General features: G+C 73.0%; 12 protein-coding genes. 3 read left to right on the plus strand and 9 right to left on the minus strand.

Going from position 1 to position 14633, the window contains the following annotated elements; translation table 11 throughout:
- Positions 1-81: 81 nt before the first annotated feature.
- Positions 82-1125, minus strand: coding sequence for an LLM class flavin-dependent oxidoreductase (locus ACFQ8C_RS07365; protein WP_383453193.1), 1044 nt, complete (start codon positions 1123-1125; stop codon positions 82-84).
- 199 nt (positions 1126-1324) lie between these two features.
- On the opposite strand from ACFQ8C_RS07365, the gene ACFQ8C_RS07370 reads away from it, so the two are divergent.
- A complete protein-coding gene (locus ACFQ8C_RS07370) occupies positions 1325-1651 on the plus strand; it encodes an ATP/GTP-binding protein (RefSeq protein WP_383453195.1) in 327 nt (108 codons plus the stop codon).
- An 11-nt stretch (positions 1652-1662) separates the two neighbouring features.
- Here ACFQ8C_RS07370 and ACFQ8C_RS07375 read toward each other — a convergent pair whose 3' ends face one another.
- The 7 genes from ACFQ8C_RS07375 to mce all read right to left on the minus strand — a co-directional run bounded on the left by ACFQ8C_RS07375 (position 1663) and on the right by mce (position 11651).
- Positions 1663-2499, minus strand: coding sequence for an ABC transporter permease (locus tag ACFQ8C_RS07375; protein ID WP_383453197.1), 837 nt, complete (start codon positions 2497-2499; stop codon positions 1663-1665).
- The gene (locus ACFQ8C_RS07380; protein ID WP_383453199.1) at positions 2496-3632 is read right to left on the minus strand and encodes an ABC transporter ATP-binding protein; all 1137 of its coding nucleotides are present in this window, start codon (positions 3630-3632) and stop codon (positions 2496-2498) included. Before ACFQ8C_RS07380 ends, ACFQ8C_RS07375 begins: the two co-directional genes overlap by 4 nt.
- Before the next feature lie 210 nt (positions 3633-3842).
- Positions 3843-4622 (minus strand): ABC transporter permease, encoded by a 780-nt coding sequence (locus ACFQ8C_RS07385; protein WP_383453201.1) that lies wholly within the window; start codon positions 4620-4622, stop codon positions 3843-3845.
- A gap of 2 nt (positions 4623-4624) precedes the next feature.
- Positions 4625-5638: an ABC transporter ATP-binding protein gene (locus tag ACFQ8C_RS07390; RefSeq protein WP_383453203.1), complete on the minus strand. Its 1014-nt coding sequence runs from the start codon at positions 5636-5638 to the stop codon at positions 4625-4627.
- 123 nt (positions 5639-5761) lie between these two features.
- Positions 5762-6697 carry a cellulose-binding protein gene (locus ACFQ8C_RS07395; protein ID WP_383453205.1) on the minus strand — a complete coding sequence of 312 codons (936 nt, stop codon included), beginning with the start codon at positions 6695-6697 and terminating at the stop codon, positions 5762-5764.
- A 114-nt stretch (positions 6698-6811) separates the two neighbouring features.
- On the minus strand, positions 6812-10984 hold the full coding sequence (scy, locus tag ACFQ8C_RS07400) for a polarized growth protein Scy (protein WP_383453312.1): 4173 nt from the start codon (positions 10982-10984) through the stop codon (positions 6812-6814).
- Positions 10985-11198: 214 nt separating this feature from the next.
- Positions 11199-11651 carry a methylmalonyl-CoA epimerase gene (gene mce / locus ACFQ8C_RS07405; protein ID WP_383453207.1) on the minus strand — a complete coding sequence of 151 codons (453 nt, stop codon included), beginning with the start codon at positions 11649-11651 and terminating at the stop codon, positions 11199-11201.
- Positions 11652-11788: 137 nt separating this feature from the next.
- Here mce and ACFQ8C_RS07410 point away from each other — a divergent pair, with 137 nt between their 5' ends.
- Together ACFQ8C_RS07410 and meaB are read left to right on the plus strand one after the other, a co-directional pair.
- Entirely contained in the window at positions 11789-12991 is a 1203-nt protein-coding gene (locus tag ACFQ8C_RS07410; RefSeq protein ID WP_383453209.1) for an acetyl-CoA C-acetyltransferase, read from the plus strand.
- 24 nt (positions 12992-13015) lie between these two features.
- Entirely contained in the window at positions 13016-13972 is a 957-nt protein-coding gene (gene meaB / locus ACFQ8C_RS07415) for a methylmalonyl Co-A mutase-associated GTPase MeaB (protein WP_383453211.1), read from the plus strand.
- Between the two features lie 97 nt (positions 13973-14069).
- Here the strand turns inward: meaB and ACFQ8C_RS07420 are convergent, their stop codons facing one another.
- Positions 14070-14546: a MarR family winged helix-turn-helix transcriptional regulator gene (locus ACFQ8C_RS07420; RefSeq protein ID WP_383453213.1), complete on the minus strand. Its 477-nt coding sequence runs from the start codon at positions 14544-14546 to the stop codon at positions 14070-14072.
- Between the last annotated feature and the right edge of the window lie 87 nt (positions 14547-14633).

Raw genomic sequence — 14633 nt, forward strand, 5'->3', positions numbered from 1 at the left:
GGCGGCGCCCCCGCTTGGGGGGAGCCGCCGCGGGGGGGTTCCGCCCCGCACCGGCCGCGGGGACGCGGGGGCGGCGGCGGCTCACGCGCCTCCGCCCAGGCGGGGGAGCACCTCGGCGCCGAGCCGCCGCAGGTTCTCCTCGGTCGAGGCGAGGTCGCCGGAGCCCTCGGCGAGCAGTGCGAAGCGGGTGATGCCGGTGCGCTCGGCGGTCGCCGCCAGCCGGTCCGCCGCGAGCGCCGGGGTACCGACCGGGTGCAGCGAGCAGAGCAGTTCGGTGTACGCCACCGGGTCCCGCATCGCCCGGTGGCGGCCGTCCACCGTCACATGCGCGTCCAGACCCTGCTTCAGCCAGCCCGGCATCGCCTTCACCAGGGTCTCCACCGCGTCCCCGGTCCGGTCCGCGAGCTGCGCCACGCCCGCGGAGACGTGGCCGGCGGCGATCCGCGCGACCTCGTCGGGATCCCGCCCGGCCTCCCGCGCCCAGCGGGCCCAGGCCGCGGCCATCTCCGCCTTCTCCTCGTCGCCGCAGTGCATGCCGAGCAGCATCGGCAGCCCGCGCTCGGCCGCGAGCCGCACGCTCCTGGGCGAGGTGCAGGCCACGACCACCTCCGGCGAGGCCTCGCCGCCGAGCAGCTCGCCGGCCCGGGGCACCACCGCCACCTCACGGAAGGAGAACCGGTCGCCCCCGGCGTCCACCCGGGGCTCGGTCAGCCACCGCAGCAGCAGGTCGAGGGCCTCGGGGAAACCGTGCTCGTACGCCTCCAGACCCGCGCCGAACACCTCCAGGTCCACCCACGGCCCGCCGCGCCCCACCCCGAGGGTGAATCTGCCGCCGGAGGCGATGTGCAGCAGCGCCGCCTGCTCGCCGAGGGCGACCGGGTGGACGCTCGGCAGCACGCTCACCGCCGTCCCCACCCGCAGCCGCCGGGTGCGGCCGAGGAGCAGCGCCGCCAGCGTCACCGCCGAGGGGCACACGCCGTACGGCACGAAATGGTGCTCGGCCAGCCAGACCGAGTCCAGGCCCGCCTCCTCGGCCACCTCGGCGGTCCGAACCGCCCGGTGCAGCGCCTCCCCCTGGCCCTGACCCGGAAACTGAGCCGCCAGAACGAACGTTCCTACGCGCATCGCCTTCTGTCTCCTCACGGCCGACGCGTTCACTGACCCTCGTACCGGCAACAACGTCTGACACGTGCCAAAGGCAACGGCCGTTCATGAAGTTCTTGCGATTTTCGGTCCGGGCGCCGGGATCGGGGCCCCGGGCACCGCGTCGCGGCCCGTACGCTGGAGGGAACGGTCCGTGTTCCCCGACCCCGTGAGGTGTGCTGTGTCCCCGCGTCACAACCGTTCCCGCCGCGGCGCCAGCCCCGAGGCGCAGGACGACCGCGACGACCGGTACGGCGGCTCGCAGCGCACCGAGTCCTGGCAGGGCGAGGAGTGGTACGTCCGCCTCGTCGCCGGCGCCAGCTCCCCGGGCAAGCGCTACCGCTGCCCCGGCTGCGACCAGGAGATCCCCGGCGGCGCCCCGCACGTCGTCGCCTGGCCCGAGTACGGCGGCGTCGACGACCGCCGCCACTGGCACAAGGCCTGCTGGAACGCGAAGGACCGCCGCACCTCCCGGGTGCAGCGGTCCCGCAACGCGCCGAAGTACTAGCTCCGCCGGGCTCAGACGTCCCGGCTGTTCAGCAGCGCGTACGCGCCGCCCAGGGCCACCGCCGTGATCCCGGCGAGGATGAACAGGGCCTCCCAGCCCGCCGGACCGTTCTCCCCGAAGGGCGGCCGCGCGCTGTACAGCGCGATCATCTGCGAGGGCACCGAGTAGGTGAACAGCGCCTCCTGGAGCCCCTTCATCGCCGGCGCGAACATGAACAGCGCCGCCACCAGCGGCAGCAGCAGCACACCGATCATCACGGTGATCGCCCCGGCCGAGTGGCGCACCAGCGCCCCGACGGCCATCGACAGGAGACCCAGCACCGCCATGAACCCGGCCGCGCCGACCGTGGCCCGGGCCCACTCCGCGCCCGTCGGCTCCGCCGCGTCCACCATCGCCACCTGCGCGGTCGCCACCACGAAGGCGATCACCAGCGTCACCGTGAAGACCAGCAGGAAGAAGACGATCGCCTTCGCCGTCAGCACCCGGGACCGGCTCGGGCACGCCGTCAGCGTGGTCCGGACCATCCCGGTGCCGTACTCGGACGAGATGGTCAGCACGCCCAGCGTGATCACGCAGATCGAGGCCGGCAGCATCCCGAAGAAGCCCAGCGGCAGCGCCGACTCCTCGCCCATGTTCCCGCCCTCGCCGGCGGCGATCGCGGCCACGCCCAGACCGATCCCCAGCATCAGCAGGACCATCGTCCCCAGCGTCCACATCGTCGACCGCACCGAGCGGATCTTCGTCCACTCCGAGGCGAGCGCGTCCCCGAGGTGCGCCCGGCGGACCGGGATGGGGGAGACGTAGCCGTACGGCGGGGGAGGCGTCGGGGTCGGCGTCGGCGCGGTCATCGGGCGTCCTCGGTGGTGTCGCTCTGCTTCTGGATGCTCGGCCCGGGCGCGGCCGGGGCCGCCGGGGGCTGCGGGGCGGCGTACGGGTTCTGTCCGGGCGGCGGCGGGGCGTACCAGCCCTGCTGCGGCGCGTCCGCCGGGACCGGCGGCCGCGGCGGCACGCCGTACCCCGCCTGGCCGGGCTGCGGCGGCGCCTGGAGGTGGGCCAGCTTGTCGTCGGTGGAGCGGTAGTCCACCGCGCCCTGCGTGAGGCGCATGTACGCCTCCTCCAGCGAGGCCTGGTGCGGGGAGAGCTCCCAGAGGCGGACGTCCGCCCCGTGCGCCAGGTCGCTGATCCTCGGCAGCGGCAGGCCGGTCACGCGCAGCGCCCCGTCCGGCTCGGAGAGGACCCGGCCGCCGGCCTCGACGAGCACGCCCGACAGCTTGTCTCGCTGCGCGGGCTCGCCCTCCGGGATGCGGACCCGGGCGAAGTCCGCCGAGTTCGCCGAGATGAACTGCTTCACCGGCATGTCGGAGAGCAGCTGGCCCCGGCCGATCACGATCAGGTGGTCCGCCGTCAGCGCCATCTCGCTCATGAGGTGGCTGGAGACGAAGACCGTGCGGCCCTCGGAGGCCAGCTTCTTCATCAGGTTCCGCACCCAGAGGATGCCCTCCGGGTCGAGGCCGTTGACCGGCTCGTCGAAGAGCAGCACCTGCGGGTCGCCGAGGAGGGCCGCCGCGATGCCGAGCCGCTGGCCCATGCCGAGCGAGAAGCCCTTGGAACGCCGCCTCGCCACGTCCTGGAGGCCCACCACGCCGAGCACCTCGTCCACCCGGCGGGCCGGGATGCCGGCCAGCTGGGCCAGCGAGAGGAGGTGGTTGCGGGCGGAGCGGCCGCCGTGCACGGCCTTGGCGTCGAGCAGGGCGCCGACCTGCCGGGGCGCGTTCGGCAGCTGCCGGAAGGGGTGGCCGCCGATCGTCACCTGGCCGGCCGTCGGCCGGTCCAGGCCGAGGATCATGCGCATGGTGGTCGACTTGCCGGAGCCGTTGGGTCCCAGGAAGCCGGTGACGACGCCGGGCCTCACCTGGAAGGAAAGGTTGTACACGGCCGTCTTGGCGCCGTAGCGCTTGGTCAGGCCGACTGCCTCGATCATTCTCCAGCCCCATCGACAGCTCGGTGGTGTGCGATCGGGGCATGACGGCGCGTGGCCGGAAGGCCCCCGTACGAGTCAGGAGCTTATCCAGCCGTTGACGGTTCCCGCGCCGGTGATACGAGACCGAAGCGAAACCTCCGGGAGAAATCCGGGACGCCCCGGATCCCCCTCAGGGGCTCCGGGGCGTCCGGTCGCGGTCGTCCGGCGAGGTCAGGCGTCCCGTCGCTTCAGCACCAGATAGCCGCCGAGCAGCGCGGCCGCCACCCAGACCAGCATGATCCCGAGCCCGCCCCACGGCCCGTACGGCGCCTTCTCGGTGCCCAGCGCGTCCGGCACCACCTGCATGATCTTGGAGCCGGCCTGGTCGGGGAAGTACTTCGCGACCTCCTTCGCCTTCGGCACCGCCGACAGGATCTGGGAGATCAGGAAGAAGAACGGCACCAGGATGCCCAGCGACAGCATCGAGGAGCGGAGCATCGTCGCCACGCCCATCGAGAAGACCGCGATCAGCCCCATGTAGATCCCGCCGCCGACCACCGCCCGCAACACGTTGTCCGCGCCGATCGTCGTCCGGTGCTCGCCGAGCAGGGCCTGCCCGAGGAAGAACGACAGGAAGCTCGTCACCAGGCCGACGACCAGGGCGAGCACCCCGGCCACCGCGACCTTGGAGAAGAGGAAGGTGGCCCGCTGGGGGACGGCCGCGAGCGAGGTGCGGATCATGCCCGAGGAGTACTCGGTCCCCACCACGAGCACGCCGAAGACCACCATCGCCAGCTGCCCCAGCACCATCCCGGAGAAGCTCACGAAGGTCGGGTCGAAGGTCGCCCGTTCGAGGTCGGAGAGGTCGTCGAAGGACGACCTCAGGAGCGCCGAGAGCGCCGCGCCCATCGCCACCGTGACGATCAGCGCGCTCGCCAGGGTCCAGATCGTCGACGAGACCGTCCGGATCTTGGTCCACTCGGACTGGAGGACCGCGGGTACCGCCGTCATCCTCAGACCCCCTCGCTGCTCTGGTCGGCCTCCGGGCCCCGTGCGGGATCCCAGCCGGAGTTCGCGCCCCACACGGGGCCGGGCGCGGCCGGTCCGCCGCCGTGCACGTCGGTGCCGTGCGCGTGGTACTCCACCGCGCCCGCCGTCATCTGCATGAACGCCTCCTCCAGGGAGGCGCGCTGGGCGCTCAGCTCGTGCAGCGTCAGCTGGTGCGCCGCCGCCAGCTCGCCCACCTTCTCCGTCGAGGCCCCGTCGATCTCCAGGGTGCCGTTGCCGGCCTCGATCACCACGAATCCACCGGCGTGGAGGACGTCCCGCAGCCGTTCCTGCTGCGGAGAGCGCAGCCGGACGAAACTCCGCGAATTCTGCTGGATGAAATCCGCCATCGACATGTCGGCCAGCAGCTTTCCCTGGCCGATGACGATCAGATGATCCGCGGTCAGCGCCATTTCACTCATGAGATGACTGGAGACGAAGATCGTTCTGCCTTCGGCCGCCAGCGACTTCATCAGATTGCGGATCCAGTGAATTCCCTCGGGGTCCAGACCATTGACGGGTTCGTCGAACATCAGGATCTCGGGATCGCCGAGGAGCGCCGACGCGATGCCGAGTCGCTGCCCCATGCCGAGCGAGAAACCCTTCGACTTCTTCCTCGCCACCGCCGTCAGACCGACCAGGTCCAGCACCTCGCCCACCCGGCGCTCCGGGATCCGGTTCGACTGCGCCAGACACAGCAGGTTGTTGTGGGCCGAGCGGCCGCCGTGCATCGCCTTGGCGTCGAGCAGCGCCCCGATGTACTTGAGCGGCTCGTCCAGCTCGCGGTAGTGCCGGCCGTCGATCCGCACCGTCCCGCTCGTGGGGTTGTCGAGATCGAGCATCATCCGCATCGTGGTCGACTTCCCCGCCCCGTTGGGCCCCAGGAAGCCGGTGATCATGCCCGGCCGGACCTGGAAGGAGAGATGATCGACCGCCGTCTTCGTCCCGTACCGTTTCGTCAGCCCGTCAAGCTCGATCATGCGTACCAAGCTAAGGGTGCGCGAAACCCCCCGCCACCGGAGTGACGGGGGGTTCTCACGGGGTCTTCCGGGACGCCCGCGGGCCCCACCGGTTCTACAGGTCCCTGACGGGTCCGCCGGGCCTCAGCGGGTCTGCTGGGCCGGGACGCCCGTGGAGCGGTCCTCGTCCAGCGGGGAACCGGCCGCGGCCACCGCGGCGCCGGTCAGCGTCGCCAGCATCTCGCGGACGTTGGTCAGCTGGGCGTTGATGGAGTCGCGGCGGTTGGTGAGCGCCGCCAGCTCGCGCTCCGATTCCGAACGGATCCGGTCGGCCTTGGCGTTCGCGTCGGCCACGATGTCCTCGGCCTGGCGCTGCGCGGTCTCCACCGTCTGGCGGGCCCGGCGCTCGGCGTCCGTGCGGAGCTTCTCGGCCTCCAGGCGGAGCTGCTCGGCGCGGTGCTCGATCTCGGCGAGACGCTTCTCGGCCTTGGCCTGGCGGGAGGCCAGGTCGCGCTCGGACTGCTCGCGGCGCTTGGCCAGGTTGGTCTCGAAGTCCGCGGCGGCCTGGGCGGCCTTGGCGCGGGTCTCCTCGAAGAGGGCGTCCGCCTCCTCGCGCTTCGACTGCGCGTCCTTCTGGGCCTCGGCACGCAGCGAGTTCGCCTCGCCCTGCGCCTTCTCGACGATCCGGACACCCTCGTCCTCGGCCTTCGACTTGCGGTCGGCCGCGAACGACTCCGCGTCGTTGCGCACCTGCTGGGCGGCCGACTCGGCCAGCTCGCGGTGCTGCTCGGCGGCGCGGCGGGCCTCCTCGCGCAGGTCCTTCGCCTCCTCCTCGGCGAGACGGAGGATCTTCTCGACACGCGCGCCGAGACCGGCGTACGACGGCTCCGCGTCGCTCACCTGCGCCTGGGCGTTCTGCGTTTCGAGGTGGAGCTCCTCGATGCGCTTCTCCAGGGAGGTGATCCGGGCCAGAGCACTGTCACGGTCGGCGACGAGCTTGGTAATGCGGTCGTCCACCTGACCGCGGTCGTAACCACGCCGCACGAGCTCGAAGCCGAAGGGGGAGGATGTGTCGCTCATGGGGTTCCTGTCGAATGAGACCGGTGAGGTGTTAGAGGGAATCCTAGGGGCCGAAGCGGCGTGTCATCGAGCGTATGCCCGTTTGATCTGGAGAATGTCCAGCCTTTTGAGTGGCTAGCCGTCCTGGGACTTGCCACTCGAACGAGTGGAACCCGAGGAAGCGCCCGCCTTGAGTCCGTCCTTCGCCCCCGCCGACGGGGTCTCGAAAGACTCCAACGCCTCGAGAACATCCTGGACACGGGAGATCTCGGCATTGATGTCGGTGCGGCGCCGGGTCAGGACCTCCAGCTCGTGCCGGCCCTCCTGGACCAGCCGGTCCGCCTCGGCCTCCGCCTCCGCCTTGATCCGCTCGGCCTCGGCCACCAGCGAACTCTTCTTCTGCTCGGCCTCCTTCAGGAGCGCCTCGGCCTTCCGCACGGCCGCGATCCGGACCTTGCTCGCCTCCGAACTCGCCTCCGAGACCAGCTCCTTGGCCTTCTCCTCGGCCTCGACGCGCTGCTCCTCCGCGGCCTTCACCAGCTTGTCGACCCGCTCGCCGGCCGTCTTCATCTGCTCGGCCGACTCGCGCCGCGCCCGCTCGTGCAGCTCCTCGATCTCGCCCTCGAGCCGGCCCCGCAGCTCCTCGGCCCGCTCCCTTATGTCGGTGGCGTCCTTCCGCGCCCCGACCAGGAGTTCGTCCGCGTCGGTCCGCGCCTTCTCCACCAGCGCGTTGCCCTCCACGGTCGCCTCGGCGACGATCCGGTCGGCCTCCTTGCGGGCGGCGCCGACCATGGTGTCCGCCTGGGTCTCGGCCTCGGTGGTGGCGCGCAGCGCCTCCTCCTGGGCCTTGGCGACGAGCTGGTCGGCCTGCTCGGCCGCGTCGGCGCGCTTCCTCGCGCCGGCCTCGCGGGCCTCGTCCAGGGTCCGGTCGGCCTCCTCGCGGGCCTCGGAGCGCATCTGCTCGGCGGCCGCCTCGGCGTCCTCCCTGACCCGCGCCGACTCGGTACGGATCCGCTCGTCGTCCCGGCGGGCCGCCTCCAGCGCCTCGGCGCCCTCGGTCCGCAGCCGCTCGGCCTCACCGGCCGCGTCCGCGATCGTCCGCTCGGCCTCGGCCCGGGCGTCGGCGGTCACCGAGTCGGCCAGCTCGCCGGCCTCGTCGGTGATCCGGCCGGCCTCGGCGTTCGCCTCGCCGACCAGGGCGTCGGCCTGTTCGGCGGCGTCCTGGCGGCGCTTGTCGGCGGCCTGGCGGGCCTCGTCCAGGATCTGCTCGGCGTCGGCCAGGGCCGCCGTCCGCAGCGCCTGGGCGTGCGCCTCGCCGTCCGTCTTGACCTGCTCGGCCTCGGTCCGCAGCCGGGCCGCGTCCCGCTCGGTGGTCTCGAACAGCTCGGCCGACTCGGCCGTGATCCGCTCGGCCTCGGCGGTCGCCTCGCCGACGAGGGTGTCGGCCTGTTCGGCGGCGTCCTGGCGGCGCTTGTCGGCGGCCTGGCGGGCGTCGTCGAGGACCTGGGTGGCCTCCGCGGCGATCCGCTCCGCCTCGGCCGTCGCCTCGCCGACCACGCCCTCGGCCTTCTCGGCCGCCTCCGAACGGATCCGGTTGGCGTCGTCCCGGGCGTCGGCCCGGGTGCGGGCCGCGTCCTGCTCGGCCGACGCCAGCGCGTCCGTCGCCTCGGTCCGCACCCGCTGGGCGTACTCGGCGGTGTCCCCGCGGAGCTTCTCCGCCTCCGCGATCGCGTCCCCGACCGTCCGCTCGGCGAGCGCCTTCGCCGCCTCGGACTCCTCCTGGGCACGCGCGCGCGTGCGGGTCGCGTCCTCCGACGCCCGCTCCCGCTCCTCGTACGCGTCGGCGCGGACCCGGTCCGCCTCCTCCTGCGCCTCGGTGCGGGTCCGCTCCGCCGCGTGCTCCGCGGCCGAGCGCAGCCCGGCGATCTCCTCCTCGGCCTGCTCGCGCAGCCCGGCGACGGAGTCGCGGACCTCCTGCGCGGTCTGCTCGGCGGCGCCGACCATCTCGGTCGCCCGCGCGTCCGCCTCCTCGACCAGGCGCTGGGCCTCGGCCTGGGCCTCCTCCACCCGCTTGCGGGCGGCGGCGAGCAGCTCCTCGGACCGCTCGCGGGCGTGCTCGCGCTCCCGGCCGGCCTCGGAGCGGGCCGACTCCAGCGTCTCCTCGGCCTCCCGGCGGCGGCGTACGGCCTCCTCCTGCGCGGCGGCCAGCGCCTCGGCGGCCTCGGCGGCGACCCGCTCGGCGGCGGCCGCGGCCTCGGCCCGCACCCGGTCGGCGGTCTCCTGGGCCTCCGACCGCAGCCGCTCGGCCTCGGTCTCCGCCGCGGAGGTCAGCCGCTGCGCGGTCGCCTCGGCCTCGGCGCGCGCCGCGGAGGCGTCCGTCGAGGCCTCGGTCCGCAGCCGCTCGGCCTCCTGCTCGGCCTGCTCCGACAGCGCCTTGATCCGCTCGGCGCCCTCGGCGCGCAGCCGCTCGGTCTCCTCGGCGGCCTCGCGCCGGATCCGCTCGCCCTCGGCACGGGCGTCGGTCAGCTCCCGTCCGGCCGCGGCCACCTTCGCCTCGGCGTCGGTGTGCAGCCGGGTCAGCTCCTCGGCGGCCTCGGCCCGGCGCGCCTCGACGGCCCGCTCGGCGTCCGCGCGCAGCCCCTCGGCGGCCTTCTCGGCCGCCTCCCGTACCGCCTCGGCCTGCTCCTCGGACTCGACGCGCAGCCGCTCCGCCTCGGCGCGGGTCCGCTCCAGGGTCTCCTCGGCCTGGGTCCGGAGCGTCTGGGCGCGCTCCATCGCCTCCGAGCGGACCTTCTCGCTCTCCGCGCCGGCGTGGGTGCGCAGCTCGTCGGCGTCGGCCTTCGCCTTGGCCAGCAGCTCCTCGGCGGTCTTCGCCGCCTCCTCGATCTGCTGGACGGCCTCGCGGCGGGCCTCGCCGCGGATCCGCTCGCCCTCGGCGACGGCCTCGGCGCGCAGCTGTTCGGCCTCGCCGCGCAGCCGCCGCGCCTCCTCCTGGAGCTCGACGGTCTTGGCCCGGTACTCCTTGGTGTCGTCCTTCGCCGAGCCGAGCAGCTCGTCGGCCTGCTCCTCGGCGCGGGAGCGCAGCCGGTCGGCCTCGGTCTCGGCCTCGCGGCGGATCCGCTCGGCCTCCTCGGAGGCCTTGCGGGTGGTCTCGGCGGCCTCCTCGGACGCCTTGCTGAGGACCTCCTCGGCGCTGCGGGCGGCCTTGGCGAGCGCGGCGGCCGAGTCCTCGGCCGCGCTGGCGCGGGCCTTCTCGGTGGCCTCGGCGAGGACCTTCTCGGAGTGCGCGGTGGCCTCGCGCAGCTTCTCCTCGGCCTCGGCCTTGAGCTGCTCGGCCTTCTCGGTGGCCTCGCCGACCAGCCGGGCGATCTCCGATTTGGCGGTACGGGTGCGCTGCTCGTTGACGGAGTCGGCGGAGGCCAGCGTCTTCGCGGCGGAGTCCTTGGCCTCCGCGAGGGCCTTGTCGGCCTCGGAGCGGGCCTGCCGCAGCTTCTCGTCGGCCTCCTGCATCCGCTGTTCGGCGGCGCGGGACAGCTCGGTGGCCTGGCGACGGGCCTGGTCGGTCTCGGCGACGGCGGCGGTACGCAGCTGCTCGGCGTGGCCGGTGGCCTCCTGGGCCTGGGTGGAGGCGGCCGTCATCAGCCGCTCGGCGTCCTTGCGGGCGCGCAGCAGAATCGCTTCGGCCTCGGCGCGCGCGGCCTCCGCCTCGGCGCCGACGCGGCGGCCGGTCTCCTCGGAGAGGCGGGTGGCCTCGGTTCGGGCGGCGGTGAGCGACTGCTCGGCCTCGGCGCGGGCCTCGTCCATCAGACGGCGGGCCTGGGACTCGGTGCGGGCGCGCAGCTGCTCGGCCCAGGCCACGTTCTCGTTGACGTGGGCCTCGACGGTCTGGCGGCGCTCGTTCAGCTCCTGGTCGAGCTGCTGGCGGCGCTGGACGGCCTCGTTGTGCAGCTCGGCCTGGAGCCTGGCCTGGTGCTCGGCGTGCTCCTGGAGGATCCGCTGGGTCTGCGCCCTGGCCTCGCGCAGCTCCCGCTCGGCGTCCTGGCGGAGCTGCTCGGCCTGCGCCTGGGCGTTGCGCAGCAGCTGCTCGGCCTGGTAGCCGATGTCCGCGCTGTCGTAGGCGGGACGGGACGCGATGGTGCGCCGCGCCTCGTGGAGCTTGGCACGCAAGACCTCGACCTGGTAGCCGAGGTCCTCGGCGTGCTGGACGGCCTTCTCGCGTTCCTTCTTCAGCCGGTCCATCTCGGCTTCGAACCGCGAGAGATGGTCGTCTTCAGCTCGGTGGCTCTCCTGGCGTTCGTAGCCCCGCACTGCGCGGTCCATCCTTCCCCGAGCTCTCCGAGCAGGGGAGACCCCAACCCTGGTCGCTACGTTCCGACGAGCACCGTTCACCGGACAGAACGGCCCCCCCGGGGAATCGTGGCAGATCGGACGACCCCGACATCCCGACTACGGTGCCGCGCGAAGCGGCCCCGACCGGCCCCGGCCCGGAGTCGCCCACTCTACCGGGCCGGGAATACGGAGGTCAGTGCTCCACTGAGGAGTGGTCGGCGGAAGGCGGTGCGGAGGTGACGAGTTCGGTGAGGACTCCGTGGCAGTCCTTGGGGTGGAGGAAGGTGATCCGGGAGCCCATGGAGCCGATCCGGGGCTCGTCGTAGAGGACCCGGACGCCCTTGCCGCGGATCGCCTCGGCGTCCCCGTCGACGTCCGCGGTGCCGAAGGCGATGTGGTGGACGCCCTCGCCGTTCTTGGCCAGCCACTTGCCCACCGCGGAGTCCTCGCGGGTGGGCTCCAGGAGCTGGAGGTAGGAGGCGCCGCCGTCGTCGGTGGCGTTGATCCTGAGCATGGCCTCGCGGACGCCCTGCTCCTCGTTGACCTCGGAGTGGTAGACCTCGAAGCCGTACGTGGCACGGTAGAACTCGACGGTCCTGTCCAGGTCGAAGCAGGCGATCCCGATGTGGTCGATACGCGTCAGCATGGCTCCAGTGCACCTCCGCGGGGGTGGTTACGCAACGTGCGCGCCGTCACACCGGCAGGCCGGTGACCGCGCGCCGCACCCCTCAGTACATTGGCGGTAAACCCTCGTTCACTCCTCATCCCAAGGGGCCGTGCCTCATGTCTGGAACGACCGGTACCACCTCAGTGATCGTCGCGGGCGCCCGCACGCCCATGGGTCGCCTGCTCGGCTCGCTCAAGTCCTTCTCCGGGGCCGACCTGGGCGGCTTCGCCATCAAGGCCGCCCTGGACCGGGCCGGCATCGGCGGCGACCAGGTGCAGTACGTGATCATGGGCCAGGTGCTCCAGGCGGGCGCCGGGCAGATCCCCGCCCGCCAGGCCGCCGTCAAGGCCGGCATCCCGATGAACGTCCCCGCCCTCACCATCAACAAGGTCTGTCTGTCGGGCCTGGACGCCATCGCGCTCGCCGACCAGCTGATCCGCGCCGGCGAGTTCGATGTGATCGTCGCCGGCGGCCAGGAGTCGATGACCAACGCGCCGCACCTGCTGCCGAAGTCCCGCGAGGGCTACAAGTACGGCGCGATCGAGATGCTCGACGCGATGGCGTACGACGGCCTCACCGACGCCTTCGAGAACATCGCGATGGGCGAGTCCACCGAGAAGCACAACACCCGCCTGGGCATCGACCGCGCCTCGCAGGACGAGATCGCCGCGCTGTCGCACCAGCGCGCCGCCGCCGCCCAGAAGAACGGCGTCTTCGAGGCCGAGATCACCCCGATCGAGATCCCGCAGCGCAAGGGCGACCCGGTGATCTTCGCCAAGGACGAGGGCGTCCGCGCCGAGACCACCGCCGAGTCCCTCGGCAAGCTCCGCCCGGCCTTCGCCAAGGACGGCACCATCACCGCCGGCACCTCCTCGCAGATCTCCGACGGCGCCGCCGCCGTCGTCGTGATGAGCAAGGCCAAGGCGGAGGAGCTGGGCCTGGAGTGGATCGCCGAGATCGGCGCCCACGGCAACGTGGCCGGCCCGGACAACTCGCTCCAGTCGCAGCCGTCCAACGCCATCCGGCACGCCCTGGAGAAGGACGGCCTGACCGTCGACGACCTCGACCTGATCGAGATCAACGAGGCCTTCGCCGCCGTCGCCGTACAGTCCATGAAGGACCTCGGCGTGTCCCCGGAAAAGGTGAACGTCAACGGCGGCGCCATCGCGCTCGGCCACCCGATCGGCATGTCCGGCGCCCGGGTGGTGCTCCACCTCGCCCTCGAGCTCAAGCGGCGCGGCGGCGGCACCGGCGCGGCCGCGCTCTGCGGCGGCGGCGGCCAGGGCGACGCCCTGATCATCCGCGTGGCCGGCAAGTAAGCACTTCCGACAGGAGAACGCAGCATGGTGGACGTCCCCGCACTGGTCGCCCAGGCACGGGAGGGCCGGCCGCGGGCCGTGGCCCGGCTGATCTCGCTCGTGGAGGGGGCGTCCCCGCAGCTGCGCGAGGTGATGGCGGCGCTGGCCCCGCTCACCGGCAACGCCTACGTGGTGGGCCTGACCGGTTCCCCCGGGGTCGGCAAGTCCACGTCGACCTCGGCGCTGGTGACCGCGTACCGCCGGGCCGGCAAGCGGGTCGGCGTGCTCGCCGTCGACCCGTCCTCGCCGTTCAGCGGCGGCGCCCTCCTCGGCGACCGGGTGCGGATGTCGGAGCACGCCTCCGACCCCGGCGTCTACATCCGCTCGATGGCCACCCGGGGCCACCTGGGCGGCCTCGCCTGGTCCGCCCCGCAGGCCATCCGCGTCCTCGACGCGGCCGGCTGCGACGTGATCCTGGTGGAGACCGTCGGCGTCGGCCAGTCCGAGGTGGAGATCGCCGGGCAGGCGGACACCTCGGTGGTGCTGCTCGCCCCGGGCATGGGCGACGGGATCCAGGCCGCGAAGGCGGGCATCCTGGAGATCGGCGACGTGTACGTGGTCAACAAGGCCGACCGGGACGGCGCCGACGCCACGGCCCGCGAGCTCAACCACATGCTGGGCCTCGGCGAGGCTCGCGGCCCCGCCGACTGGCGGCCGCCGATCGTGAAGACGGTCGCGGCGCGCGGCGAGGGCGTCGACGAGGTCGTGGAGGCCCTGGAGAAGCACCGGGCCTGGATGGAGGAGCACGGGGTCCTGGCGGAGCGCCGCAAGGCCCGCGCGGCCCGCGAGGTGGAGACCATCACCATCACGGCGCTGCGCGAGCGGATCGGCGACCTGCACGGGGACCGGCGGCTCGACGCGCTGGCCGAGCGGATCGCGACCGGCGCGACCGACCCCTACGCGGCCTCCGACGAGCTCCTGGCGAGCCTGACCGGAAACTAGGCCCGGACGCCTGACCGGAAAGCAGGCCCGGACGTACGGAAAGGGCCCTCCCGCTCGGCGGGAGGGCCCTTTCCGTGCCCTGGTCACATCTGTCAGGTCACGGCTTGCCGCGCTTGCCGCGCAGCCGCTCGGCGACGGGCTTGAGCGATTCGTGGAGGTCGCCGAGCGCCTCCTGGGAGAGCCGGTCGATGAAGTGGTCGCGGACCGACTCCACGTGGTGCGGGGCGACCTTGCGCATGGTGTCCATGCCCTGGTCGGTGAGGACCGCGTAGAGGCCGCGCCGGTCGGACTCGCAGTTCACCCGCTGGACCAGGCCGGCGTTCTCCATCCGGGTGATCTGGTGCGAGAGGCGGCTCTTGGACTGGAGGGTGGCGGCGGCGAGGTCGCTCATGCGGAGTCGGCGCTCGGCGGACTCCGAGAGGTTGACGAGGATCTCGTAGTCGTTCATCGTCAGGCCGAAGGGCTGGAGGTCCCGCTCCAGCTGGTGCGTCAGCATTCTCTGGACGTCGAGGAAGGTGCGCCACGCGCACTGCTCGGCGTCGGTGAGCCAGGGGGTGGCCGTCTCGGTGTCCATAGAGTGGATTCTACCTAAGAAGTTGAATACTTGACGAAATCTGCGGGGTGACGCTCGGCACCCGCCGGACCGGCCGCGGTCCCCGCG

Origin of the sequence: Streptomyces sp. NPDC056503 (assembly GCF_042794995.1) — a bacterium.
Lineage (GTDB): Bacteria > Actinomycetota > Actinomycetes > Streptomycetales > Streptomycetaceae > Streptomyces.

Coding starts and splice junctions, on each gene's coding strand:
- ACFQ8C_RS07410 (WP_383453209.1), top strand. CDS start 11,789: ATGTCTGGAACGACCGGTACCACCTCAGTGATCGTCGCGGGCGCCCGC.
- mce (WP_383453207.1), bottom strand. CDS start 11,651: ATGCTGACGCGTATCGACCACATCGGGATCGCCTGCTTCGACCTGGAC.
- meaB (WP_383453211.1), top strand. CDS start 13,016: ATGGTGGACGTCCCCGCACTGGTCGCCCAGGCACGGGAGGGCCGGCCG.
- ACFQ8C_RS07365 (WP_383453193.1), bottom strand. CDS start 1,125: ATGCGCGTAGGAACGTTCGTTCTGGCGGCTCAGTTTCCGGGTCAGGGC.
- ACFQ8C_RS07395 (WP_383453205.1), bottom strand. CDS start 6,697: ATGAGCGACACATCCTCCCCCTTCGGCTTCGAGCTCGTGCGGCGTGGT.
- ACFQ8C_RS07385 (WP_383453201.1), bottom strand. CDS start 4,622: ATGACGGCGGTACCCGCGGTCCTCCAGTCCGAGTGGACCAAGATCCGG.
- ACFQ8C_RS07380 (WP_383453199.1), bottom strand. CDS start 3,632: ATGATCGAGGCAGTCGGCCTGACCAAGCGCTACGGCGCCAAGACGGCC.
- ACFQ8C_RS07420 (WP_383453213.1), bottom strand. CDS start 14,546: ATGGACACCGAGACGGCCACCCCCTGGCTCACCGACGCCGAGCAGTGC.
- ACFQ8C_RS07390 (WP_383453203.1), bottom strand. CDS start 5,638: ATGATCGAGCTTGACGGGCTGACGAAACGGTACGGGACGAAGACGGCG.
- ACFQ8C_RS07375 (WP_383453197.1), bottom strand. CDS start 2,499: ATGACCGCGCCGACGCCGACCCCGACGCCTCCCCCGCCGTACGGCTAC.